Source organism: Bacillus sp. MYb56 (assembly GCF_002976445.1).
GTDB classification, from domain to species: Bacteria; Bacillota; Bacilli; order Bacillales; family Bacillaceae_G; genus Bacillus_A; species Bacillus_A mycoides.
On the sequence record NZ_PCOH01000001.1, the window covers coordinates 213,959 to 238,951 of the forward strand.

The 24,993-nt window shown below is 32.7% G+C and carries 28 protein-coding genes and 4 pseudogenes; 7 read left to right on the forward strand and 25 right to left on the reverse strand.

Annotated features, from left to right (window positions below; genetic code table 11):
* The first annotated feature begins 68 nt into the window (after positions 1 to 68).
* Positions 69 to 458, forward strand: coding sequence for a YxeA family protein (locus CQ058_RS00980; RefSeq protein WP_002189620.1), 390 nt, complete (start codon positions 69 to 71; stop codon positions 456 to 458).
* 18 nt (positions 459 to 476) lie between these two features.
* On the opposite strand, the gene spoIISB (CQ058_RS31655) is transcribed toward CQ058_RS00980, so the two are convergent.
* Positions 477 to 653 carry a stage II sporulation protein SB gene (gene spoIISB, locus CQ058_RS31655; protein WP_002189619.1) on the reverse strand — a complete coding sequence of 59 codons (177 nt, stop codon included), beginning with the start codon at positions 651 to 653 and terminating at the stop codon, positions 477 to 479.
* A 321-nt stretch (positions 654 to 974) separates the two neighbouring features.
* Between spoIISB (CQ058_RS31655) and CQ058_RS00995 the strand changes: the two genes are divergently transcribed.
* Positions 975 to 1,505 (forward strand): hypothetical protein, encoded by a 531-nt coding sequence (locus tag CQ058_RS00995; protein ID WP_002189617.1) that lies wholly within the window; start codon positions 975 to 977, stop codon positions 1,503 to 1,505.
* A 26-nt stretch (positions 1,506 to 1,531) separates the two neighbouring features.
* Positions 1,532 to 1,807, forward strand: coding sequence for a hypothetical protein (locus CQ058_RS01000; RefSeq protein WP_002141783.1), 276 nt, complete (start codon positions 1,532 to 1,534; stop codon positions 1,805 to 1,807).
* A 43-nt stretch (positions 1,808 to 1,850) separates the two neighbouring features.
* Here CQ058_RS01000 and spoIISB (CQ058_RS31415) read toward each other — a convergent pair whose 3' ends face one another.
* From spoIISB (CQ058_RS31415) to CQ058_RS01030, 5 genes are all read right to left on the reverse strand, one after another.
* Complete coding sequence (gene spoIISB / locus CQ058_RS31415; protein ID WP_002141782.1) at positions 1,851 to 2,027, reverse strand: stage II sporulation protein SB; 177 nt, start codon at positions 2,025 to 2,027, stop codon at positions 1,851 to 1,853.
* Positions 2,028 to 2,102: 75 nt separating this feature from the next.
* A complete protein-coding gene (locus CQ058_RS01010) occupies positions 2,103 to 2,228 on the reverse strand; it encodes a hypothetical protein (RefSeq protein ID WP_002069312.1) in 126 nt (41 codons plus the stop codon).
* A gap of 112 nt (positions 2,229 to 2,340) precedes the next feature.
* The gene (locus CQ058_RS01015; protein WP_002189615.1) at positions 2,341 to 3,081 is read right to left on the reverse strand and encodes a type II toxin-antitoxin system SpoIISA family toxin; all 741 of its coding nucleotides are present in this window, start codon (positions 3,079 to 3,081) and stop codon (positions 2,341 to 2,343) included.
* Between the two features lie 238 nt (positions 3,082 to 3,319).
* The gene (gpmA, locus tag CQ058_RS01025; protein WP_002189614.1) at positions 3,320 to 4,057 is read right to left on the reverse strand and encodes a 2,3-diphosphoglycerate-dependent phosphoglycerate mutase; all 738 of its coding nucleotides are present in this window, start codon (positions 4,055 to 4,057) and stop codon (positions 3,320 to 3,322) included.
* Between the two features lie 153 nt (positions 4,058 to 4,210).
* Positions 4,211 to 4,687, reverse strand: coding sequence for a MarR family winged helix-turn-helix transcriptional regulator (locus tag CQ058_RS01030; RefSeq protein WP_002017049.1), 477 nt, complete (start codon positions 4,685 to 4,687; stop codon positions 4,211 to 4,213).
* A gap of 273 nt (positions 4,688 to 4,960) precedes the next feature.
* Here CQ058_RS01030 and CQ058_RS01035 point away from each other — a divergent pair, with 273 nt between their 5' ends.
* Positions 4,961 to 5,593, forward strand: a complete 633-nt coding sequence (locus CQ058_RS01035) for a type 1 glutamine amidotransferase family protein (RefSeq protein WP_002017047.1) — start codon at positions 4,961 to 4,963, stop codon at positions 5,591 to 5,593.
* Between the two features lie 176 nt (positions 5,594 to 5,769).
* Here CQ058_RS01035 and CQ058_RS01040 read toward each other — a convergent pair whose 3' ends face one another.
* The 8 genes and pseudogenes from CQ058_RS01040 to CQ058_RS01075 all read right to left on the reverse strand — a co-directional run bounded on the left by CQ058_RS01040 (position 5,770) and on the right by CQ058_RS01075 (position 14,130).
* Positions 5,770 to 6,183 (reverse strand): VOC family protein, encoded by a 414-nt coding sequence (locus tag CQ058_RS01040; protein WP_002012925.1) that lies wholly within the window; start codon positions 6,181 to 6,183, stop codon positions 5,770 to 5,772.
* 118 nt (positions 6,184 to 6,301) lie between these two features.
* A complete protein-coding gene (locus CQ058_RS01045) occupies positions 6,302 to 7,012 on the reverse strand; it encodes a class I SAM-dependent methyltransferase (protein ID WP_002189612.1) in 711 nt (236 codons plus the stop codon).
* A gap of 106 nt (positions 7,013 to 7,118) precedes the next feature.
* Positions 7,119 to 7,880, reverse strand: coding sequence for an ABC transporter ATP-binding protein (locus CQ058_RS01050; protein WP_033728066.1), 762 nt, complete (start codon positions 7,878 to 7,880; stop codon positions 7,119 to 7,121).
* 12 nt (positions 7,881 to 7,892) lie between these two features.
* Positions 7,893 to 10,232: an ABC transporter permease gene (locus tag CQ058_RS01055; protein WP_002189610.1), complete on the reverse strand. Its 2,340-nt coding sequence runs from the start codon at positions 10,230 to 10,232 to the stop codon at positions 7,893 to 7,895.
* 6 nt (positions 10,233 to 10,238) lie between these two features.
* Positions 10,239 to 11,501 carry an MFS transporter gene (locus CQ058_RS01060; protein WP_258169442.1) on the reverse strand — a complete coding sequence of 421 codons (1,263 nt, stop codon included), beginning with the start codon at positions 11,499 to 11,501 and terminating at the stop codon, positions 10,239 to 10,241.
* A gap of 46 nt (positions 11,502 to 11,547) precedes the next feature.
* Entirely contained in the window at positions 11,548 to 12,183 is a 636-nt protein-coding gene (locus tag CQ058_RS01065) for a TetR/AcrR family transcriptional regulator (protein ID WP_002069302.1), read from the reverse strand.
* A 256-nt stretch (positions 12,184 to 12,439) separates the two neighbouring features.
* The gene (locus CQ058_RS01070; protein WP_002141774.1) at positions 12,440 to 13,792 is read right to left on the reverse strand and encodes a DEAD/DEAH box helicase; all 1,353 of its coding nucleotides are present in this window, start codon (positions 13,790 to 13,792) and stop codon (positions 12,440 to 12,442) included.
* A 73-nt stretch (positions 13,793 to 13,865) separates the two neighbouring features.
* Positions 13,866 to 14,130 (reverse strand): annotated as a pseudogene (locus tag CQ058_RS01075) (hypothetical protein).
* Between the two features lie 18 nt (positions 14,131 to 14,148).
* Between CQ058_RS01075 and CQ058_RS32175 the strand changes: the two are divergent.
* Positions 14,149 to 14,337: pseudogene (locus CQ058_RS32175) on the forward strand (hypothetical protein); the annotation flags it as partial.
* A 211-nt stretch (positions 14,338 to 14,548) separates the two neighbouring features.
* Here CQ058_RS32175 and CQ058_RS32180 read toward each other — a convergent pair.
* The 3 genes and pseudogenes from CQ058_RS32180 to CQ058_RS01095 form a co-directional block, all read right to left on the reverse strand.
* Positions 14,549 to 14,750 (reverse strand): annotated as a pseudogene (locus tag CQ058_RS32180) (N-acetylmuramoyl-L-alanine amidase); the annotation flags it as partial.
* 66 nt (positions 14,751 to 14,816) lie between these two features.
* Entirely contained in the window at positions 14,817 to 15,572 is a 756-nt protein-coding gene (locus CQ058_RS32665; RefSeq protein ID WP_033728230.1) for an exosporium leader peptide-containing protein, read from the reverse strand.
* Between the two features lie 42 nt (positions 15,573 to 15,614).
* A pseudogene (locus CQ058_RS01095) lies at positions 15,615 to 16,623 on the reverse strand (N-acetylmuramoyl-L-alanine amidase); the annotation flags it as partial.
* A 429-nt stretch (positions 16,624 to 17,052) separates the two neighbouring features.
* Here CQ058_RS01095 and CQ058_RS01105 point away from each other — a divergent pair.
* Positions 17,053 to 17,382, forward strand: a complete 330-nt coding sequence (locus CQ058_RS01105) for a YkvA family protein (protein ID WP_002141768.1) — start codon at positions 17,053 to 17,055, stop codon at positions 17,380 to 17,382.
* A gap of 247 nt (positions 17,383 to 17,629) precedes the next feature.
* Here the strand turns inward: CQ058_RS01105 and CQ058_RS01110 are convergent, their stop codons facing one another.
* On the reverse strand, positions 17,630 to 17,842 hold the full coding sequence (locus CQ058_RS01110; RefSeq protein ID WP_000416118.1) for a hypothetical protein: 213 nt from the start codon (positions 17,840 to 17,842) through the stop codon (positions 17,630 to 17,632).
* A gap of 343 nt (positions 17,843 to 18,185) precedes the next feature.
* On the opposite strand from CQ058_RS01110, the gene CQ058_RS01115 reads away from it, so the two are divergent.
* Positions 18,186 to 18,323 carry a DUF3956 domain-containing protein gene (locus tag CQ058_RS01115; RefSeq protein WP_002127410.1) on the forward strand — a complete coding sequence of 46 codons (138 nt, stop codon included), beginning with the start codon at positions 18,186 to 18,188 and terminating at the stop codon, positions 18,321 to 18,323.
* Between the two features lie 127 nt (positions 18,324 to 18,450).
* On the opposite strand, the gene CQ058_RS01120 is transcribed toward CQ058_RS01115, so the two are convergent.
* The 7 genes from CQ058_RS01120 to CQ058_RS01150 form a co-directional block, all read right to left on the reverse strand.
* Positions 18,451 to 20,034, reverse strand: a complete 1,584-nt coding sequence (locus CQ058_RS01120) for an aminotransferase class V-fold PLP-dependent enzyme (protein WP_002141767.1) — start codon at positions 20,032 to 20,034, stop codon at positions 18,451 to 18,453.
* A 69-nt stretch (positions 20,035 to 20,103) separates the two neighbouring features.
* The gene (gene plsY, locus CQ058_RS01125; protein ID WP_002085555.1) at positions 20,104 to 20,652 is read right to left on the reverse strand and encodes a glycerol-3-phosphate 1-O-acyltransferase PlsY; all 549 of its coding nucleotides are present in this window, start codon (positions 20,650 to 20,652) and stop codon (positions 20,104 to 20,106) included.
* A gap of 135 nt (positions 20,653 to 20,787) precedes the next feature.
* Positions 20,788 to 21,687 (reverse strand): BadF/BadG/BcrA/BcrD ATPase family protein, encoded by a 900-nt coding sequence (locus tag CQ058_RS01130; RefSeq protein ID WP_002189607.1) that lies wholly within the window; start codon positions 21,685 to 21,687, stop codon positions 20,788 to 20,790.
* A gap of 18 nt (positions 21,688 to 21,705) precedes the next feature.
* The gene (gene anmK, locus CQ058_RS01135; RefSeq protein ID WP_002189606.1) at positions 21,706 to 22,857 is read right to left on the reverse strand and encodes an anhydro-N-acetylmuramic acid kinase AnmK; all 1,152 of its coding nucleotides are present in this window, start codon (positions 22,855 to 22,857) and stop codon (positions 21,706 to 21,708) included.
* 32 nt (positions 22,858 to 22,889) lie between these two features.
* Positions 22,890 to 23,138: a hypothetical protein gene (locus CQ058_RS01140; protein ID WP_002189605.1), complete on the reverse strand. Its 249-nt coding sequence runs from the start codon at positions 23,136 to 23,138 to the stop codon at positions 22,890 to 22,892.
* Between the two features lie 78 nt (positions 23,139 to 23,216).
* A complete protein-coding gene (locus tag CQ058_RS01145) occupies positions 23,217 to 24,500 on the reverse strand; it encodes a PTS sugar transporter subunit IIC (protein WP_002136305.1) in 1,284 nt (427 codons plus the stop codon).
* 11 nt (positions 24,501 to 24,511) lie between these two features.
* Positions 24,512 to 24,817, reverse strand: coding sequence for a PTS sugar transporter subunit IIB (locus CQ058_RS01150; RefSeq protein ID WP_002189604.1), 306 nt, complete (start codon positions 24,815 to 24,817; stop codon positions 24,512 to 24,514).
* Positions 24,818 to 24,993 lie beyond the last annotated feature (176 nt).

Genomic DNA, 24,993 nt, shown 5'->3' on the forward strand with positions numbered 1-24,993 from the left:
TATCGATTTTCCTCATTTCATAATAGCCGTATACTGTGTAAAGAAACAAATTTAAGGAGATAAACAAAATGAAAAAGTTTTTATCAATTATTACACTATGTTTATTATTTTCTAGTATTACTATTGGGTGTGAGCGAGCATCACTAAATCGAATTGGTAAAGATGTGTATTATGTGCAGATAAAAGGCGAAGGGACTATCGAAAAAGTAGAAGGTAAAAACTTACGAAACTACACGTTGCCCGCCTATGACGAAGACGGAGTAAAAAAACAAATTACATTTAGAAGTAAGAAAGCATCAAACGAACATAAATTAAATGAAAAGGCATTTTTATGTCTTTATGTAGATCAAGATGATAAGAGCAAAAATGAAATATCATCAATTGAAGTGAAGTCATATGAAGAGGTTCAGGAAGCTGAGTTACCTGCAAAAGTAAAAGAAAAGTTAAATGCTAAATAAAAAACAAAAGAAAATGCACTATGCATTTTCTTTTGTTTTTTTCACTCGTATATATTTCGAACTGTTTCTATTCATAAGTTTTTCTAAACGATTTATATTTTCTGTTAGTGCACCTTTCACAAGAGAGAAATCTGTATTCGATTCTTCCTTTTTTTCTTTAAAAAACGAAGATTTTTGTACATTTATTTCTGCCATCTCTTCTCCCCCTTTTATAAAAAAATACAACCTTTTATTTATATTATATAGCAAATGCAAACAGAGTGTACATGTATCATTTTCTTTTTAATTCTTCTACTTGCTGCATAGTATCTCCTTTTATTAAAGAGAAATCTCTTGTATCTTCAACTTCTACCTGGCATTCTATCTTTTGTATTTTTGTTAATTATCATAAAATTACCAATATTAATCTACTATTTAATAATAATATTTGATATTATATAAAAGTAGATTTTAATGGGATTATCACCTAATATATTTTTGATTAAAATAATTTCTCATATAAGAAGGTTAACCATATTGAATATTATCGTGACTCCAGAATTATTAGAAGCTACTGCTAACATATATATTGATAACACTTCAAACGTTACATATCAGAGCTTAGATGGTATTGCACATAAAATTGAAGCAATTTCAGACGATAGTTTATTTTTAGAATCTAAAAATTTATTGCAGATAGTATTTCAAGAAGGGGAAAAAGAAAGCAAAATTGTAGGAACTCTCCCAAACCGTCTGGTACAAAATATCGAAGAATTATTCCCACTGTCTATTCAAGAAGGGAAAACAATGTTAATAGAGAATGGCTTTAATTCCTTATATGCTGAGAATTTTATAAAGGATTTAAAAACAACGCAGTCTATCTATACTATTATGCGTCTAGATACAACAGAAAAGGATGAAGTTATTTCTGATAATGGATTCTTTGTTATTGAATCACCAAACACTCAATGGCTATTAACTCGAAATAGAATAAATGATTCCTTTGATATAACTTATTTAACCAAAAATCTTTTCGAAAATGAAATAGAAAAACTAATAAAACATTAATCCTTTAAGACGGGAGTATATTTATATTGAATAAACAACAGAATTCTAATAAAAAAAAGGAAAGCCTTTTTGAAAATAGGATATTACCTATCATCACTGTTCTTTCAGGTGTAATTCTACTAGTGTACAAAGGATTAGAATTTATTTCAAAGTATATACTACTTTTAATATTATTTGCCCTAATTATTGCTTCGTTATACTTATTGTTTATGAAAGAAGTAGTTGGTGCTACTGTCGGATTTATTTTTGCAGCTCTTGGGTATTATATGTATAAAATCATTTTTAAACAAAAAAAGAAATAGTGCATAAACAAATCATAAAAAGATAATTTAAAAGAGAATGCTTTTACGCATTCTCTTTTAAATTATCTTCTTTTATATACTTATATGGGGTGTCCTCCATAAATTTTTCTAATCGATTCACATCTTGAGTCAATGCACCCTTCACAAGAGAGAAATCTGTATTTGCTTCTTCTTTTTTTTCTTTAAAAAACGAAGAATTTTGTACATTTATTTCAGCCATCTCTTCTCCCCCTTTTCAAAAAGATACAACCTTTTATTTATATTATATAGCAAATGCAGACAGAGTGTACACGTATCATTTTCTTTTTAATTCTTCTTCTAACTCTTCTACTTGCTGCAAAGTATCTCCTTTTATTAAAGAGAAATCTGTTGTATCTTCATTATTTTCTTTAAAAAAATCATTGTCATAATCTTTTATCACTACAATCACCTCTACGTGCTAGTGTAGGAATGATTGTCCAATTTTATACAAGCTTGTCTGAATTTGTTCTCCCTTTATGTATAGGTGAAAAGGACAGAAAAAGATTCTGTCCTTATTTACTAAAATAACTATGATGAATTGTTAAATTATATACATTTTCAAAATCTCGATCTTGAAGGTTATTTTTCTTCCCATCAATAACAATGAAAACATCACTAACTATTTTTGCTGGTATAATTCCGACATTTTCTACTTGCACCGCTTTCTGCTCATTCAATTGCTCGATGTGTTCTAATGGAACAATAATACTAAATTGAGAGCGGATACCACGAAAGTTTGTATTTAATTCCTTCACCGCTTCAAATACAACAATTTTCGCTCCAATTTTTTCCCCATATGAATCTAAAAATGCGTTTAAGCTTTTTGTATATTCCTCTTCCGTATGCCATTCCATCGTCCCAAATGCTGCTGGATTAATATTTTGGATAATGTTCGTATATATTTCTCCTCTTGCTTTTGAGGCGATTAATGACCGCTTTATGGATTGAACAGTTTTACCGATATCGCTAAATTTCGCTCCCCATATTTCAGAAATGTTAGGTGTTAAAATAAATGCAATATCAACGAAAATGACCATCGCAGTAAACATTAATAAGTTTTTCCAGAGGGTTAAATCGATTCCTTTTATCATGAAATAAACTGTGACTGATGTTATGAATAATCCATACCAAGTTTTTCGAATTCGCTGCTTTTTCTCTTCGTATAACTCTTCATTTCTCCAATAAAAGAAAACAAGAACTACAAAAATGATCGCTAAAATAAATAAGCCGATTCGAATGTTAGAGATTACCAATCATATCACCCTCCATTCAAAAACTACTCACGATATCATTACATGCACAAGCAGCTCTCTTTATGACAAAAGACGTGGACAAGCTTCTAAATTTAGCTACATCGCATATACATTAGAAGGAGGCCGCGTCTTTTATCCCGCATTAACGGGCAGTAAGACCCCCTCCACTGATTAAAGTTTCACTTTATCATGAATCTACATTGTATATGTAGACAAGCATGCGTTTCAAATTTTCATGTTAAAAAGAAATATGTTTCGGAATTTCCCCTTCAGGTACTTCTCCATCCATACTTAAGTAATAATGACGAATCGGACGTAATTTTTCATCTAACTCATAAACAAGCGGAATGCTAGTTGGAATATTTAATGAAGCCACACCATCACTTGAAAGGTTGTCTAAGTATTTCACTAGCGAACGAATTGTATTACCGTGCGATGAAATAATTACTTTCTCACCACTTTTTAATGACGGTGCAATTTCTGAATGCCAATAATCAACTACTCTTTTCTCCGTATCCTCTAAACATTCAGTCAATGGGAATTCATCTTTTTTTAACGTTTTATATCTTGGATTGTTCGCCTCATGTCGAGGATCATCTTCAGTAAGTGCAGGCGGTCTCACATCTATACTTCTTCTCCAAATATGAACTTGTTCATCTCCATATTTTTTTACAGTTTCGTCTTTATTCAATCCTTGTAGTGCACCATAATGGCGTTCATTCAACTTCCATGAGTTATGTATAGGGACCCAAGTGAGATCCATTTCATGCAGTACAATCCATAATGTACGAATTGCTCGTTTTAGTACCGAGGTATACGCAACATCAAATGTATATCCATTCTTTTTTAATATTGTTCCTGCTTCTCTCGCTTCACTTAATCCATTCTTTGATAAATCCACATCTGTCCATCCTGTAAATCGATTTTCAAGATTCCACAAACTTTGTCCGTGACGAATGAGTACAAGTTTTATCATTATAATTCCCCTCTCGGAAATATGAATTTTAAAATTTCAATACGTACACATATAAAGTTTTTGGCAATGTGAATTTTTTATCCATAGTTGCCAAATATACAGATAAAAATTTATGATTTTTCAAACTACAAAACAAGATACTGTTTCTATCTTTTATTCTACTGGTATTTCACGCTTAGACGTCCATGCATCAAATCCTGAACGGCTATTTGCCATTTCATTCATAACTTGATGCCAATTTTCTTCACATGATTCGCCAAACTGTGAGAAAATAGCTCCCATTTGTTCTCTTTGAACATCGCTCAGTTTTTTCTCTAAGTCTGTTCCTTCTTCTGTTAAAGACAGCTGTTTCACACGACGATCATGTGCAGCTTCATTACTCTCAATAAGTCCTTTATCTAACAGTTGGCGCAACGGTCCGTGAAGAGCTTGTTTACTTATTTCTAAAAGTGATAGCAGTTCATTTACACTAAGCCCTGGAAAACGAGCGATAAAAAACAGAATTCTATGATGTACACGCTGTATACTATACTCTTTTATTATTTCATCTGGTTTTTCTGTAAAAGTTTTATATGCAAAGTAAAATAATGCTAATGCCTCATTCATTTGCTCTTCTTTATGTTGTGTCATCTACTTTCCCCCTGTATGTAAATTATACCACAACTCAATTATGAATAATTAAGTTGGTATATTGAGCCTAATTTCTTCATTCTAAAACCAACAAATTTCAACTATTATATTTTTTGAAGGTTGTTTAATTCGTAAATCATACCTTCAAATAAAGTATCCAAATTATTTTTTAAAGAATTCTTAAGGAAATAGGTTAAATTCAAATGATAAATATTGTAAAATTTATTTATTAATATTTTTTTAAAAACTCAATTGTGATTGGAGTGTTATTGTATGCAAACAAAAAAAGTTTATCTTTATGTATTTAATACGATGTCAGACTGGGAATATGGACATTTAATTGCAGAACTAAACTCAGGAAGATATTTCAAAAAAGAGTTAGCCCCTTTAAAGGTAGTTACAGTAGGAGCTAATAATGAAATTATTACTACGATGGGAGGACTGAGCATAAAGCCAGATATTTCCCTGGATGAATGTACTCTTGAGAGTAACGATCTTTTAGTTTTACCTGGAGGGACTACTTGGGGGGAAAGCATTCATCACCCTATCTTAAAAAAAATTGGTGAAGCGTTAAAACTCGGCACTATTGTTGCTGCCATTTGTGGTGCAACTGAGGGGTTAGCGAATTTTGGATACCTAGATTCTAGAAAACATACAAGCAATGATTTAGAATATATTAAAATGGTTTGTCCTAATTATAAAGGAGAACAACTTTATAAGATGGAACCTGCAGTATGTGATGAAAATTTGATTACTGCATCAGGAGTAGCTCCTCTGGAATTTGCAATGGAAGTATTGAAAAAAATTGATGTATTTGCACCAGATACGTTACATTCATGGTATAACCTAAATAAGACTTATAAGCCTGAATACTTCTTCCAGTTAATGAATTCAATTACTAGATAAGCTGAAAAATTAAATTAGCAGTTTTATATTATATAAAAAACTTAAAAAGCACCCCTAAAGTCGTTATAAATACAACCGATGACGGTTGTAAAACAAAAAATAAAAGGGATGATACATATTTATCTTGTATCATCCCTTTTATTTTTTATAACATTAATATCACCATATTATTTTAATTATTCATCTCCAGCAAGAGTTAACTGCCAAGACACACCATACTTATCATTTAACCAGCCAAACTTTTTACTAAACGGATATGAACCTAAAGGCATAAGAACTTTTCCATCTTGTGCTAGTTTATTAAAAACTGTTTCGATTTCCTCTTCCGTATCACAAGTTACATAAAGAGACATAGCTGGAGTGAATGTAAAATCATGCTTTACATAACTATCAATACACATGAACTCTTGTCCATTTAGCGTAAAAGTTGCATGAATTACAGTTCCCTCTTTACCTGGTCCATTCTCATCATAACGAGAGATACTTACAATTTCTGATTGATTAAATAGCGATGTGTAAAAATTCATCGCTTCCTCAGCTTTGCCCTCAAACATTAAAAACGTAGTGATTTTTTGATTTGTGTTACCCATTTAGAGACATCCCCTTGTTATGTATTTATGCAAAACATACATCGGACAATAAAACCGAACGTATATTCTCATAAGTGTATTGTCTATAAAAACGATGAGTTTGTCAATTATCTATGTTTTATTTCTTCTTAAATAATGCTGTCCAAAGAAATGATTCTCCAAACATATTATTTGGTTGTTCAATTTGCTGCATTTTTCTAATTTCAATTACTTCAAATTCTTTAAATATCTCTCTTAACTTTTCTTCTGAATATGCAAGACCACCTTGCAAACTCCATCCTCTATACACATCCCAGTCCGTTATTTCCGATCCATTTCGCTCATTCAAATCACCTGCTGCAAAACATGTTAATCCGAAATAACCACCCGATTTTAATGAGTTTTTAACTAGATCAACATAATTCATTCTTCTATGTGGTGGAATGTGATGCAAGCAACCGGAATCATATACAAAATCATATTCATCTTGAAAATCCAAATTAAAAATCGATTCACAAACAAATTGTATTTCTATTCCATTTTCTAACGCCCTCTCTTTGGCCCAATTAATTCCTTCTATAGACAAATCTACGGCTGTTACATCAAACCCTTGTTTCGCTAAATAAATTGCATTTCTTCCTGGACCACATCCAAGCTCTAACACTTTCTCTTTTGAAATCCATTCTGTTTGTATATATGAAACTAAATTCTCATCTGGAACATTTGCAAAAAAAGGAACATCCTTTTCTCTATTCGTGTAAAATTCATTCCAAAATGGTACTGCGGGTCTTAATAATAAATCAAGCATTTTTAATATATCTTCTTGAGTGTGTAACGTTTCACTTTTCATTTATACCCCTCCATAATCAATAGTCAGAAAATTATTATATCTCTTTTTAAACTTTCAAACAAAGAAAAAACTCCTATATTCAATAGGAGTCAAAAATATTATCTCTTTAAAATCCAAGTACAGTTAACCATTTTAACAACTGCTCTTCTCGCACCTTCAAATCATCGTTTCTATACTTACCCATCTGTATTTCGCTAACAATTTCTCCGTCCACCATAAAAAGAACTCTTTCTGTTTTAGCTGCTACCTTTACGTCATGAGTAACTAGCAAAATTGTAGTTCCCATGCGGTTTATATTTGCTAAAATATCCATTACTTCTTCTGTCGCTTTTAAATTCAAAGCACCCGTTGGTTCGTCAGCAAAAATAATATTAGGTTTATTTATGAGTGCTCTACAAATAGATACCCTTTGTAATTCTCCTCCTGATGCTTCAGTTATATTATTAGTTGCAATTTGACTAATCCCCATTTTTTTCATCAATTCAAGTGCACGTTTATTTATTATTTTCCTGCTCTCAAATTTTGCTAAATACGCAGGTAAAACTATATTATCAAAAAGATTCAAATTTCTAAGAAGATTGCTCTGTTGAAAAATAAATCCCATTTCGCTGAGTCGTAATTTTGCTAACACCTCTTCTTTCATACATGTTATTTCTTTACTATCAACTTTCACACTTCCTGATGACATTTGATCCATTCCGCTAATATTATATAGTAACGTCGATTTCCCTGAACCAGAAGGTCCCATGACCGATATAAACTCTCCCTCATAAATCTCTAAATTTATATTTTTTAACATATGGTAAGTTTTATTTCCATCCATTGCGTATTCTTTATTTAATTGTTTTACTTCTAAATTTTTTTTCAAATTACACATCTCCTACTCCCCATTTAGCTTTAAATCATTTGTTTGTTTCACTGTAAAACTACTGAAAATTGTTGCTACGGTCACAGATATAAATAAAATAGCTGGACATATTACATAAGAAATGATCGGATTAACAACAAACTTTATGTGAGCTGCTCCCATAAATGAACCTAACCAGCTTATTAGTGTTTCTCCAAACGTAGCAGCTATAAATGTCCCTGTTAAAATACCTACTAATACTATAGAAATAGAACGAGTAACATATTGTATACGAATATCTTTGTATGAAAAGCCGATACTTTTCATAATTAATATTTGCGAAGAATCTTTTACCAATAACATTTTAAAAAACATCGCAGTTATTAAAACCGATATCAATATAGCAATCAAAATTGCCACTTGTGTCACGAGTCTTAATTGTTTAATTGTCTCTCCTAAAGTTTGAGATAAATAATTATCCGTATCTGTTATTTTTGCAGAATTAAAATTTTGTTTATACTCCTTCACTTTTTCTTGTAGATTCACTTTGGGTTTCATATCTACATTTACTACGTACCATAATATATTTTCTTTATTATAAGAAAAACTCGCTTTAGCTGTTTTTCCTCCATTCGTTACATCTTGATATATACCACTAATAGTTAGCATTTTCTCTTTTCCTTCTACAAATAAAACGATTTCATCCCCTATATTCTTTTTTAATTCATTTGCGTTCATATAAGAGAGAGCGATCTCATTTTCATTTTTTGGTGCCATACCTTGAACATATTCTATTGGAAATTGGGCGAAATCTCCCACTTCTACATTTAAGTTTTCATGTGTACCATCAGCTTTCACCATTTTAAATGTACTCGTTACAAATGCTGCATATTTTTCTACCTCTTCATCGTTTCCGACATACGATATAACGTCATTAAACCGTTTTTCTATATTTTCAGATTGCTGTAAATCTATTCGTATATCACTCTTTCCTGTTCCCATATAATTAACAAATTGCGGTGACTGAATCGTGTACAAAAAGTTAACTGGTACAACAATCATGAACACTGCAATAATTAAAACGATACTTAATACTCGATATAACTTAAATCGTTTCACTACATCTTGTATACCAATAAATATATTTACATTTGTAATTTTAGTTTGATAGAGAGAAAAAAATCTTCTAATCTTTCTTTTTCCTAGTTTATCTCTTGATCGTAAAGCGTCTATTGCTGTAATTCTTCTAAAATTCCGCAAAATGATGCGGCAAAAAAGGATAACGGCTAGAAATAACAATGTTGTGACTATCAATGGCACAACATAATAAAAAATACTTTTATTAGCTGTCCCCATATAAAGTGCGATGTTAGAGGTAAATATTTTTGTAACAAATAACGAAAGGATATATCCACATATACATCCGATAGCGGAAATAACAACATATTTTGTTACATATAGTTTTTGAATATCTTTACTTTGAATGCCGATAGCTTTCATAACACCAATTTCCCGATAATCTTCTTCCATTGAAGTCATAATCGTAAATCTAATACATAAAATCGCGATTAGCATTAATAATGCACTTATTATGATAAGTACTGCAGCTATTATTCCATCTGTTAATGAATTGAGTGTTTTAAAGAGTGAATACGTAATAGAGGGACCTTTTTGAGGTAAGTTTGATGACTGGTATAAAGTTTCAAATTCATTTATTTTAGTTAAATCTGTTAGCTGGAATTCAATAAGATATTCACTTTCTCCAAAATTCCCCTTTATTCTTTCGAAGTCTTCATCGCTTATTACAAATCGTTTTGAACTAACAAGTGATGGGTTCATTTGAACATCACGAACAAATGCCGAAATAGTAAATTCTAGCTCATTATTATTTTTAACAACCCAAATTTTATCTCCAATACGCAAATTATATTTTTGCATATAATAAATTGGTACACCTATTTCCCCTTTCCTAACATCGATCAATTCATTATTTAAATCTAATAAAAAGTCAAAAATAGTATTTTGCTTAACGAAGCTAATGTCCATTACACTATTATGTTCCGCTTGATTTTTCTTCTTTATAAAAATGTTAGATCCGCCTATTTGAACCATCTCTGCTGTTTGTTGTTTTTTTACAAAAGGAGTTTGCGCTACAAATGAATCAATTGACTTTTGGTTTATTTCTCCGGCATGCATTTGTACGAAGTGCGGTGCGTTTGATACTTTAAACAATTGATCCGTTGAGTTCAATAGATTTATAACGTTACTTGAAGCACTTGCGATTAAAAGACTTGATAACATGATAAACATAAATAGAATGGTAATTATCATTTTATTTTGAGAGAAATCTCTTTTTAACATTCTCCTAATCATATGGAGCTAGTTCCCTTCATTCCATAATATTTTCTTCGTCACCATCGCTATTATTATCATTATGAAACTAATAACTAATATAGGTAAATAAATTTTCATACTGAATCCTTCAAACATAAAACCATAAATGACTTGCCCAATTGGTGCCATACATTGAGATACCGCTGTTATAATTGCCATTACTTTTCCTAGGTTTTCATTTGGTGTTTTCTTTTGGACTACAGTAATCACATAGATGGATACAATTGTCACGATCATTGCAATTAGAATAGAAGAAAGTATAAAGAGGATAAATGGTGGATAGTATCCTAAATTAAGAATAACTGGCGTAACTGATAGTGCCATTGGTAGTACTAATAAAGCTATTAAAAGCATCCAGTAATACAATGTTTTCATCTGTAGCTTTTTCGCAAAAAAACCTATCGATAATGCACCTAAAATAGTAGCAAAATCGATCAATCCCATTCCAATTCCATATAACGTGTCGCTACTTTCCATTGTTACTCGTATAATAATTGGAGCGCCAACAACAAATAGCGGTGTAAGTATTAAATTTAGTAATGCAGCTAAAAGCATAGATTTCAAAATAAATGGTTGTTTTAAAACATATATAAATCCTTCTTTCATATCCTTTACAATTGTCGGTATTATATGGCTTTCTCGTGCTCTTTTTATAAAAGGTATTTTAATAAACATTTCTAAAATCGCAGATAAAAAGAAAGCAAGACAACTTATTATTACAAGCATTTTCAAACCAATTATGCCGTACAATATTCCTCCAAATACAGGAGCAACTATATTTGACAATGATTGCACACCATTTACGATACCGTTCGCTTGCTCTAACTTATTCTCTGGAACTAATTGCGGAATACTCGCCATTACAACAGGTGAATACATTGCACTAACGACTGCTAGTAAAAACATAATTGTTCCAATCAATATAATAGATACAGGTCCAGTAAATAACAAAACTATAAAGCTTAATACAATCGCAGCGTTGATGAAGTCAAAAATAACCATTAAATCACGGCGATTGAAACGATCTGCTATCGCTCCGCCGAGAGGAGCTAGTAAAAACGGAATACTCGTTACCGCATATAATCCTGCGAATATATCAGCACGCCCTGTTATATCTAGCACATATAATGACAGGGCAAAACGTAAAAGTGTTGAACCTAAAATAGTAATAATTTGTCCACTCACCATTAAGTGAAAATCTTTCATCGAAGACCTTATACTAGCTGACATCCTTATCACACCTTTCATTCGATTCAGACCGACTGTCGGTCGATAATATCCAAACAGAAAATTACTATTTCTGTTTGATTAAAACCTCCACCATGTAATCAAAGGCTCCCTCTTTCGCTCCAACAGATGCTTCCATCATTTTGATATAAGCTTTAGCCCTCCTCATCATTTCTTCCGGCTTCCACTGGAATAAACCCTCATCAAATATGACTTGTGCTGAAGAGAGTAATAATTCAATCGTTTCTTGTGGGTATGGAGTAGAAAATATGCCTTCAGCGATTCCTTGTTCTAAAATCTCTGCTAAAACAGGAGATAAATGAATAATTGATTGTACTATACTTTTTTGATGCATTTCCGCATTATTTGGCTGATGAAATTGTTCAATCATTTTATCTTTTACATCTCCTGATTTTGGTGATTGTTCCATTAAAACTCGAAATAACTTATCCAAAACTGGGATATTAGGGTTAGAGACAATTGCTTTCGCTTTAGCAACATCCGCTTTAATAATCCTCATAATAATTTCATCCATTACTTCTTCTTTCGACTTAAAATAATGATAAAACGTCCCCTTTGCTATACCAATCTCTTTTAAAATGTCATTTACTGTAGTTTTCGTATACCCTTTTGTAACAAACAAACGTTCAGCAGTTTCTAAAATTTCATTTCTACGTTCCCCATATTCTTTTACGATCCTCATTCATGTACTCCTTCCTATGGACCGACTGTCGGTTTATTTAAAGTATATGTTTAGTATGTGAAAAGTTTCCTGTTATCGTACATATACAACAACCTACTTTATATTTCCTTTATGAATTTTAAAATTTATTTTTAATACGGTGAATGAAATTTTAAAGGTTGTTTCTATGTAATCACCCTTGTACTTATATCGACTTCGTTGTATAAAAACAAAAAAGAGCCGCAACACTTTGCGACTCTTTTTGAATAATAACTATTTAACGGCCACGTCTTTGCTGACCTTGTTTTGTACTACTTTTCTTATTACTTGGCTTATTAAATGATCGATTGTTATCATTTCTAGAACTATTTCTTGAATCGTTTCTTGGACCACCTTTTGAACCACTTCTTGAACCTTCACGGCTATCTCTTTGACGATATTGACCTGATTTCTTTGGAGCCGGCTTTTGTACCGGTTTTCCATTTTCATCTACATTTTTTATCATCGGTTGTTCGATTATTTGTCTTTGTATTGGTGCACCAAGCGTTTTTTCAATTTCTTCTAAATGTTTTTCATCTTTCGCTGCAACGAACGTAATTGCAAGACCTGATCCACCTGCACGTCCTGTTCGGCCAATGCGGTGAATATAACTTTCTACATCTTCAGGGATATCAAAGTTAAATACGTGCGTTACACCATCTACATCAAGTCCACGAGCTGCTACATCCGTTGCGATTAAGTACTGAATTTTAGCTTCGCGGAAACTCTTCATAACTCTTTCACGTTTCGCTTGAGGTATATCACCATGAAGTTCAGCACAATTATAACCAAGTCCCTTTAAATCATCATAAAGCTTACTTGCTCTAACCTTTGTACGACAGAAAATAACTGCTAAAAATGGCTGATCACGATCCATAACAAAACGAAGTGCATCTGGCTTTGCACGATCTGTCGTCTCAATGACACGCTGCTCAATTGTATCTACCGTTACTTCTTCACTTTGTACTTGAATCATTTGCGGCTCTTCCATATAACGTTTCGCCAATTTTTTAATATCTTTTGGCATCGTTGCTGAGAATAACATCGTTTGTTTACTATCAGGTGTCTCATCTAAAATATCTTCAATATCATATAAGAATCCGAAATAAAGCATTTGATCTGCTTCATCTAGTACAATCGTTGAAAGATTACTTAAATCAATTGTTTCACGTCGTATATGATCTAATAATCGTCCTGGTGTCGCTACAACAATATGTGTATTACCTTTTAATTTTCTCAATTGTTGTGCTACATCTTGTCCGCCATATATCGCTAGTACATTAATATCTTCTCTTTGAACAAGCATTTTTTTAATTTCAGTTGTAATTTGCAGTGCTAGTTCCCTTGTTGGTGCAACAATTAAAGCCTGAACATCACTAGACTCTGGATCGATTTTTTCTAAAATCGGTAACACGAATGCTAACGTTTTACCCGTTCCTGTTTTCGCCTGCCCAATAATATCTTTACCTGACATAATAACAGGAATTGCCTTCTCCTGAATCGGTGTTGCTTCTGTAATTCCATTTTCACGTAATGTATGATTAAAAGTTTCACTAATTCCTAATTCTAAAAAGTTTTTCAAATAGACCACTTCTTTTCCTTATTTTTCACATTAGCTTTCATTGTACCATTTGTTTCGCCAAATATGAAAAATAAAAAAATTCTTATCTTCTTTTTTTATATTCATCCTGTACTAGATGAACAAATTCTTTTTGTTTTTTCTCGGATTTTATTAATGCTTCCATATTTGCAGAAGTCAAAATATACTTTTTAATTTTTCTATTACTCCAAATTAAACTTGTATACTTCGGATCTTCATGTAGATTTCGAAACCACTCTAATTCACTTAATTTTGCGATATAATGTTTTAATTTCATGTCATTTCGAGGATAAAATAACATCTGCTATTACATCAAATAATGAGCCCAAGTTATTCCCTCCTATAACTTCTTTAATGAAGATATTAACGTAATTTTAAAAATCATTGTTTCACCAATTCAAAATAAATTACACCAATATGTACATCAAGGAACTAAGTTCTACAATTTAATATGTAATACGAAAGCATTATATAACCTTCATTTTGATTTAGCATATGAGCTTATCTTTCAGAAAGATGGTTTGCAATATAAAATGGAAAAATCCTAATAGTGCATTAGAGATATTTATTATTTTTCATTATAATTTTTATAGCCTTACCATATCAATTTGGGGATTTTGTGCGTTTAGAAAACCATTTAGATACATTTAGTATTGTACGCCAATAATATAGTAGTAATAAATTTACAAATGAAGGATATAGAAAGAGTAAGGGGGCATGGTTAATTACTCATGAAGGTATAGTGCATTAGATGAATAAATAGGCTTCATTTGCAATAACATAGTATGTTTTCCCTTTACTGCTGTGTGCTTTGTACTGTGGCGAACCATTGACACTCACTTTTGCATCAATCATAAATCCCTGCATCTACAGAACCAGCTCCATCTTTATATTTCCAAGGTGGAGCATCCTAGAAACGTAGATTGTCCACTTTGAAAACAATACGTTTTCAAGGTGGACAAATAAACTGTGCTTTTCTTATCGAGTAGCAACAGATACTTCTGAAAGAAATAGACTACATCGTAATAGGGGTTATATTCACAGCTGTAATTTTACAAGTTGAAATTGCAAACCTAACGGTTGTAGTTGGATTTATAGGTAATGTCCCTAGTACTATCCCAAGTCCTGTTTGTTCCACGCTAAAATCTGCTGCAATAGAACCATTACTTGCTAAAAGACTTACTGTAGATCCGATAAACGCATCCAGTAATTGTCTAATTGGTCGTTCACGACATTCACACTCGCATCCTACATCGGTAGGTGGAAGTAATGTAATAGGTGGTCCTGGTGGTAAAAAACCTACCCCTGTTACATCAGATATATTGACCACAAAGGTTGTGGTGCCATCTGTAACTGTAACTAAAAAATCATTCACAGAAGTGATAGTAAATAGAAAGAAAAGCGGGGGCGTGTTGGGTGTGTCTGCAATAGTGCCAAGAATAACAGTTTCTCCAATAAGTTGTTGTAAAACGCTTTGCATAGGTAAAACACAGCAATCACAAAGACAACCTTCAGTTCCTCCTGTTGGGCCTGTCTCTCCTGTTGGACCCGTTACTCCCGTTGGACCCGTTACTCCTGTTGGACCCGTTACTCCTGTTGGACCCGTTACTCCTGTTGGACCCGTTACTCCCGTTGGGCCTGTCCCTCCTGTTGGACCTGTGGGTAAAGTAAATGGTGGGATTGGGGGAAGTGTAGGGCCAATTAAATTTGGATTTAATGCATTAGCTTGAAGTATCCCATTTATCTTTTGTATTTCATTTTTATCAAACACATAACTACCTCCTATGAGTGTACTATACTGTAGTAATACAGTTACAAATACATAAACTTCATTGATCGTAATATAATATGTTTTCCCTATACTATTGTGCGCCTTAAATTGTACTGAACCTTCCATATTTAACTTCCTGAAAATTGTAAACACCTCACCTACATCTACAAAACCATCCACGTCTTTATCCTGCCAAGATCGAGCATCATAGAAACGTAGAATGTTAACTTTAGAAACAACACGCTTTCCTACAATAGAAGAATCTACTGTACTTTTCTTACTAAACTTCACATAGGATGGATTGTTCTTAATCCATTGCTCTCCACCAAGGTTTAACCAACCAGGCTTTTCGCCCCATTCAACATAAGCTTCTGATTTATTTAGTTGACGAATCTTAGAATAGCTTGTGTCTGGTCCTTTACGTAAATTAACGTTGTAGCCTTCAATATAAGCTATACCATCGGTTACAGCTGTTGGTACTTCTGTTGGTTTAGGTGGCTTTCAGGTACAGAAACATCCACACTAGAATTATTGTATGCCCGTTGTACATCAGCACGGGATTGAGCTCCTGATCCCCCATGAGATTTTAAATAATCAAGTTGATCTTCATGATCTGTACTGCCAAGATATTTAATCACATCGTAGTGAATCCACAATCCTTTTCCTAAAGATAACTTGTTATCTTTTAAGATTTCCGCTAAAAGTTTTACGTATTTTTCATATGAACGCTCGAGCTTTGTATGGTCTGCTGTTTCACATAACTCTACATGTACAAATCGTTTATTAGCAGCAGGTCCACCGCCATATGCAATGTATTTTATATTAGCGATTTGGATTGTTTCATCTCAATCAACAGCATATTGAACAAATGCGTTTCTTCATGTACGAGATTCATACTTTTGAATATTTCAGAAGTCGCTGTACTATGAGCTACTACGCCCTCATAAACACCTACGCCAAAACGATATGATTGTTTTGGTAAATTAGGGATAAAAAACGTTCTATTAGCAAAAATACTTGTAGCAAATGAACCAGCAAGTACTAGAATCATAAGGAACGAGGTAATTAGCTATATTAAAACCAGCTAAAATTGGAATGAATGTAAGTGATTGATTATTTATTTATATCCTTAATTCCTTTCAATATTATTGTTGTATTCGGATTCATATACGCTATAAACAATCTAATAATTATTGTCAAGATAGCTGATATTAAGAAATCAAAAGTTTTTTCTGCCTTCGTTGCAGAACGCAAATAATTCATTGAAACCTCTATCGGAAACTTATTTGCTTTCCAAAATAGATTTTCTCTTCATCCATCTCCATAATCGTATCCGCTTAACAAGCATTGTTTTATTTTGAACAGGTATTCGCTTATAAATATCGAAATATACAATAAGAAAAAACAATAAAATTGATTATTCTTTCGCTTCTTTGTCCATCCTTTTAAAAAATCTATTTTTTGGAAAAGGAGTGTTTATATGGAGAAACAGACACTTTGGAAAAAATTCAAAAAAAGCTCAGCAAACCTCGGGAAATCAAGCGTATATGAAAGTATTATTTTATACTACACAATGAGAAAAAAAGGGTTACCTACTAAAGCTAAATTCATAATATTAGCCGCTTTATCTTATTACGTATTAGCAATCGACTTCATTCCAGATATAGCTGCTATTATTGGGATTGGCTTATTAGATGATGTTTTAGCAATCGCTGTAGCGCATAAATTTGTAATGCGACATGCGGATGCTGAAATTCGAGAGAAGAGTAAAATAAAAATGGAATCATTATTTACTTCAGCACACATTTAACGAAGAAAGATAGGCTCTTACTTGTCTTTTCTCACTGCCTAACCATCATCTATAGCTTTTAAACAAATGATTTGAACAGTGTTAATACAGAAAAAAGAACTAAAATAATCTTTTAGTTCTTTTTTGTCAACTCAATTTATTTTTGAACAATAGTTAAAAGAGCCTATTTTAATTTACCAACTAAAACAGGCTCTTTACTAATTTAAATTTACAAGATCATCATCATTTTACGCTATAGTTTGCTACTTCAACAACATTTCTCTTTCATCGCTTTCATCATAGACATAGTAGTCTTCATCATTTCATCACATTCATTCATTTTCACCATCATTGCCTTATCCATTTCTACATCCATTTGCATCATGTTATTCATCATCATTTTCATACACTTCATTTCACACATCATTTTTTCCATAGACATCATCATGTTTGTTGTTTCTACCATCATAGTTTTTTCCATATTAACATCCCCCTAGAATTTTTATGTTACAAGTATAAAAATTCCTTTTCGTTTTTCTAAAACCTTCTTAGTTTACCTCATACAAATATTTATCAATATATTTCCCTCTCAATTCGTCATTGATTAACTTTATTTATTGTCACGCTGAAACGTAAATATAATAAAAAGCATCTTATTATAGATGCTTCCTTGTCTAACAATTAAATTATTAACACTATGAAACTCCATTTGTTTCGTAAACATAGGGTAAATCTATTATTTTTATAAAATTCATAAATCCAACTATAACGTATTATAGTTTTATTCATATACTGTAGTAGATCACTAGAAAGGAGGCGTATATATGGAAAGTTGTATTGTGTTCGTAAACGGCCAACCTTTTTTAGTACTCACAGTTGCTGGCATCGAAATTGCTAGATTGGAAATTACTCTTCAAGTAGCACTAGCTTTGAGAGTTCTCGGTATTCCAATCTGTGGGTAATTCATTTAAGTAAGTTTAAAAGAGAGCTTTCGCTCTCTTTTAAACTCTTGTCAAAAAATGCACTTCTATACACTTAGCAAGTGTGACTCATAGCCTTGTAGAAATTATATAATAAATATACAAGCATTTACGTTAAAAGAACTTTCTTTAACACACACATCTGCAAACAATTTAACATCCTCTTCATATCACGTTCTTTATAGTGATTCAGACATGCTATTTGAATCCAGTTATTCTTTTGTAAATACGCTGATTCATAATGAACAATATATCCTTGTAACGCTAACGCATCACCTAGCGCCTTAGAAGACCGATCTTCATTTAATTGAATGGTAACTATAATTGGCGCGGCATGTTCTTTAGGTGAAACAAGATTTAAACCCATATTAGTAATAGCTTGTTCAATATATGTATACGTCTCTTTTATTTTTTCAAATACCATTTCATCTTCAAATATTTTTAATGCTTCTTGCAATGCATAAATTAAATTCCATGAATGGGAGTATGGGATACTTTCATTTTCTTCGTACATACCAATGTCCATATAAGCAGGTACTGCCTCGTTTACTTTTACAATGTGGTTATGAAAAACGAAAGATAATCCTGTATATGATTTAATCGCTTTTCCGCTAACACCACTTGCAAAATATACATCCTTCAAATTTATTGGTATTGCTCCAATTGAGCTTATACAATCTACACATAGTTTCATTTGATATTTTTTACAAAGAATGTTTAGTTCTTCTAAATTATTTAACATTCCAGTTGATGTTTCATGGTGAACAAACCAAAGCCATTCATAATTTCCAGTTGCCATTATTTTTTCTAATTCTGTATAAATAAACGGCTCTGCCATTTCTTTTTTATACGTATCAAAATTTAAATGTGCACGTTTTGCCTGCTCAATTAATCTATTACCGAACTCCCCGTTCGCTAAAACTAGTCCTTTACCTTTTAATGAACGTAACTGTAAAGCAATTGCATCATTCGCTAACGTTCCTGTTCCTAACATAAGTTGTACACGTTTTGCTTTCGTTATTTGAAGTAATCGTTTTTTTACATTTTCCATCGTCACTTGAAATGACTTAGAACGATGCGAAATAGGCTTAGTAGAAAATGCCTTTCGAACATTTTCTTCAATATCCACTGGACCAGGTAAAAACGTATATTCTTTCGTCATAATACCTCCAACACTCGACTCTTCAAACATAGCTGGGGTAACATACATTGGCTGGAAGGCTGCTTCTTCAGTACCAACTAACGTATGGAAAGATTTGAATCCCATTTGCTCATATAAAAGTAGTTCACGTGTTGTAGCAGAAATGAGTGCCAATTCATATCCATTTAGAAGCAAATAACGATGTAAAAAGCGAATTAAACCTAATAATGCTCTTCCATTTCGATATTCACGTTCTACTGAAAGTAAACGAATTTCATATACATTTTCTCCATGTTCTTGCAAATAAAAATCTAGATTTGGAATTTTATAATCTAACGAGAATGGTCGTTTTCCTCGCAATGCAACCATACCTACTAACTTATCGTCATCTAAACAAATTAAATATGTATTTTCTTCATGGAAACGATCTATACGAACACGATCTTTCGTTTCTTCATGTTGCGGAATTTCTTCTACAAATGTTTTATAATTCAATTTATGTATACTTTCAAATTCCCAAGCTTGATCAGCAACTTTATAAATTAACCCCATGTTGTATCTCCTTTACGTATTTAATAAAAATTATAAGTGGAGATTAACTCCACTTATAAAAAGTTCATTTCATTCTCGATTTACATATAAAATAAGTACAATGATAAGTGCACTTAAAATAGTCGTAACAATAGAGTAAGAATACAAAATCATGCAAACTGGTAAACAAGCGATTGTAATTAGTCCGGGCTTAGTAAATCCTTTAAAGATTAAATAAAATATAATGAAAACAGCAATAAGAGTAAGCGCTATCAAATAATCAAATGCAATTAACCCTCCAATAAATGTTGAAATGCCTTTTCCGCCCTTGCCTTTAAATAAAATTGGGTAAATATGTCCAAGTATAACAGCCAGTAAAGCTAACATTACAAATGTAGAATCTTCGAAAAGGTATTTTGCAATAGAAACTACGATTGCCCCTTTGATCGCATCACCTAAAAATGTAGCGACGAAATACCCTTTTCCATATACGCGCCCCATATTTCTTGCGCCAGGATTACCACTTCCTTCTTCACGAATATCAACATTATGTTTCCATTTCGTTACTATATAAGCGGTCAATATGTTTCCAAATAAATAAGAAGCCACCAAATACAAAAATTGCATACTATTAATCATGTAATCATTCACTTTCTACATGGGAGTACTTATACAATATTCAATGACTATGTATATTGTACTTTTTCTTGCTTTACATCCCTTTGTATATTTTAACATCATATTTTTACAAATCATACAAAAATTCTCATACTTCTATTTTATAAAATATACACCCTTCATTAAATGATATGTTCCTTTCACTGCCATTTCTGATGGTGATACGAATATAACTTCTCCCATACTTTTCTCACAGCATTTCTTAAATTCAGCATATATCTCAGGAACGAAACGCAATATACTGCCACTTACTGCAATTAAAGGTGATAAATCAAACTGCATCTTGTTGTAAATATTCACCGTAATTATCGTTAATTCCTTAGCCGCTTGCAGAATAATTTTATGTGCATCATCATTCCCATTCCTCGCTTCCTCTATAATTAATGGTGCAATTGCTGCAACTTTATCTTTTGAAGAACTATATACTAGTCTTTTTATATGAGATGATGTTAAAAGTCGAAACTCGTCTTGAATCCTTAAGCTTAATGGACAAAGTCTAACTCCTTGATCAAATTGATTTGCCATTCTCTTTAAACCTTGTAACGCAATCCAATAACCGCTTCCCTCATCCCCTAAAATATGTCCCCATCCACCGCTATACTCGTACACTTCGTCTTTCTTTCCTATACAAATTGCACCTGTACCACCTATAGTTAATATTCCATTCTTACCTTTTAAAGCAGCTGCATGTGCAATCATTGCGTCATTTAAAACTTCAATTTGTGTTTGGTACTTCTTTTTTAGACGTACTGTTAATTCATTTGTATTTGCTCCACTTACACCCGCTAACCCTAAACGAATACAAACGCAGTGCCCATCTATTAAAGCTTTCTTGCATTGATCGATCGCCTCCATAATATGCGAAACTGCTTTTTCATAATCTATTAATATATTTCCAAACCCACTCGTACCTCTTACAACTTCGTTTCCGTCTTGATCAAATGCAATTGCTTCTGTCTTCGTGCCCCCACCATCTACTCCAATCATATACTTCATATGTTCGCCTCATTTTCATCATCTTATTGGAGGGAATGTTATATTCCCTAAAACTACAGATTGCTTTGCACCTGTTGCGCTTGGCACATTACTCGGATTACGATGATGCGTTTCGTTTGCTAATATCGCAAAGGCAATTGCTTCTTTCGCCTCTGAAGAATAGCCTATATCTTCTTGAATGAATATCGCGCACTTTTCTTCCTTCAATCCATTTCGTATCATTTCAACAAGTGTACGATTATAACTGCCCCCACCACCTAAAATTACTTCATCGATTTCATAATACGGCAGAATAAACTCCTTATAATGATGAACAATTGAACTTGCTGTAAACATCGTGACAGTCGTCAAAAGATTTTCTTTACCATGCTTTTCAAACCGCTTCAATAATTCACTTACAAACTCTTCTCCAAACTGTTCTCTACCAGTTGATTTCGGTGGATTCATTTTCAAAAATGGATGGTTCATACAATATGTCAAAATTTCATCTACAACTACTCCTTGTTTTGCAATCCTACCATTTTGATCATATGGCAACTGAAATAATCTTTGACATACATCATCGATTACCATATTTCCTGGGCCAGTATCAAAAGCAATAACACTCTTATCACTTAGATGACTTGGTACTACTGTAACATTACCGATTCCGCCAGTATTTTGTAGTAATCTATTTTTAGTTTGATGACGATACAAAATGACCTCTGAATATGGCACAAGTGGTGCACCTTGTCCCCCTGCTGCCATATCCATCGTTCGAAAATTAGAGATAACCGTAGTGTTCGTTTCATATGCTATAACTGCTGGTTCTCCAATTTGCAATGTCGAAGAAATACTATTGCCTTCTTGCTTTGGCTGATGATAAATCGTTTGTCCGTGAGAACCTATTAAATCTAATTGTTCCAATGACAAATCAGCCTTTTTACAAACTTCCTCCACAGCATTGGCAAAACATAAACCAAGCTTAAAGTTCAAACTGCATATCAATTGAACATTAGATGTATCAATTGATAAAGCCTGCAGTATCTCATTTTTTATATCCTTACAAAATGGAACAGTAGTAAAATGAATGAGTTCGACTTTAGAATCTACACCGTTTCCTTCTACATGAACGAGCGCTACATCTATTCCGTCTAACGATGTACCGGACATTATCCCTGCAATATACATAATATGCATGCCCCCTATTCACTAAAAAACAATTATGTAAGTAAACAACGTACAGAAAACAATATAAATCTAAAAAACAACTGTGCTTTCGATGCAAACGATCCATCAATGAAAGAAACAACTACCGTAAGCAAAATACTTGCCGCAAAGCTTGTAACGAGCCATATACTATGCATTTGTGATAGATTTAGCATTCTGAATAAAGGTACGAAAAGTAAATTTGCACATATCACTCCAAATAACAATAAAAATACACCTTTATAGCTAAATTTTATATTCATTCTATTTCACCCTCTCTGGACTTAATGTGAAAGAAGTGATAGACAAAATGCCTATCACTCAAAAATAAAATATAAAACTTACGGATTAACAGCTTCCCCATCACCATTTTTCTCAATTTCAAGCATGTTTTTGTCGTACATTTTAAAGAATGGTAGGTAAATAAGGAATGATATTGCTATATTTATAAAAACTAATACCACTGCACGCCAATCTCCACCTGTGGCTAAATACGCGCCAATTGGAGCTGGTAATGTCCACGGCGGCATAATATGTGTTGGCGTTACAAATCCCATCGCAGTTGCTGAATATGCAACAGTTGCTGTTACGAGTGGTGTAATGATAAACGGGATAATTAAAATTGGATTTAGTACAATCGGTAATCCGAAAATAACAGGTTCATTAATATTAAAAATACCAGGAACAATACAAGTTCTTGATAATGCTTTCGAATATTTTGATCGACCAAATACAATCATAGCTAATACAAGCCCTAACGTCGCACCAGAACCACCAATCCATATAAACCATTGGTATAACGGCTCTGGTGATATGAATGGCAACTGATCTGCTCCACTAGCAACTGCTTCACCATTTTTCCCTAAATATACTTCCCATAATGGCCGGGCAACAGTTCCAACAACCGACACACCATGGATTCCGAATGACCAAAAAAATGTAATTAAAAATACTGGAATGATTACACCGAAGTAACTATCACCAGCTTTTACTAACGGTGCCGCTAATTTATCAACTACATGATGTAAATCAATACTAAAAACGACAGTTACTAAACTCATTAAAATAATTACGAATGCAGCAGGTATAAGTGCTTCAAACGAACGTGAAACAGACGGCGGTACTTGTTCTGGCATTTTAATCATTACATTTTTCGTCTTACAAAATCTTAAAATCTCTACTGATAAAATAGATACGATCATCGTTACGAATAATCCATGCCCCCCGAGATTTGTCATCGGAAGCATAAATCCTTTTTTATCGATTAATTCGGGCGTCAATGTTAAAAGTAGTGAGCATACTGCTAACTGTGCCCCTGATAAAGCATCTAACTTATAACTTTTCGCTAAATTGTATCCTATACCAAATGCTATATATAAAGACATAATAAACATCGTTAAACGATATGGTATTAATATACTTGTTTGATTTTTCAATGCCCAAACTGATATGAAACTATCTTTCGGTAATGGTGGAAATGCTACTATTAAAAAGAAACTCCCTACGATAATAAATGGTAACGCCGAAATAACTCCATCACGGATTGCTTGTAAATGCCTCTGTTCAGAAAGCCTTGCCATCGGTCCAGATAAGTTTTTATCAAGAAACGTGACAAACTTATTCATAACGCTTCCCCCTAACTAATTAATTCATTTACAGTTTTTAATAAAGCCGGTCCACCAAGCGGCGTGTATGCTTGCGGCGGAATAATACCGCACGGAATAGATTCTTGTTCTGTAAGTTTTTTTACAGCGTCAAATCGATGTCTAACTTGAGGTGCAACCATTACAACATCCCAACCATTCTTTACTTCTTCCTCCACCTCACTTGTTCCAATAGCATGCACTTCCATGTTCATACCTTTTTTCTCTGCTTCTTTTTTTAAAGCGTTTACAACAATTGCGCTGGACATTCCTCCAGAACAAACGAATAAAACTTTCATTATTGAATCCTCCTATACTTATAAATTGTTTCTTTCAAATGAAAGAAAGTTTCACTTTACTAACAAGCATATGAAGAAATGAAACGATTTAGTTATACTGAAAGTAAATTTCACTAAAAATATTTTTCCTATTAAATTAATGTTTCAATGTTTATTTTTCTCAATTGCAGGGCCAA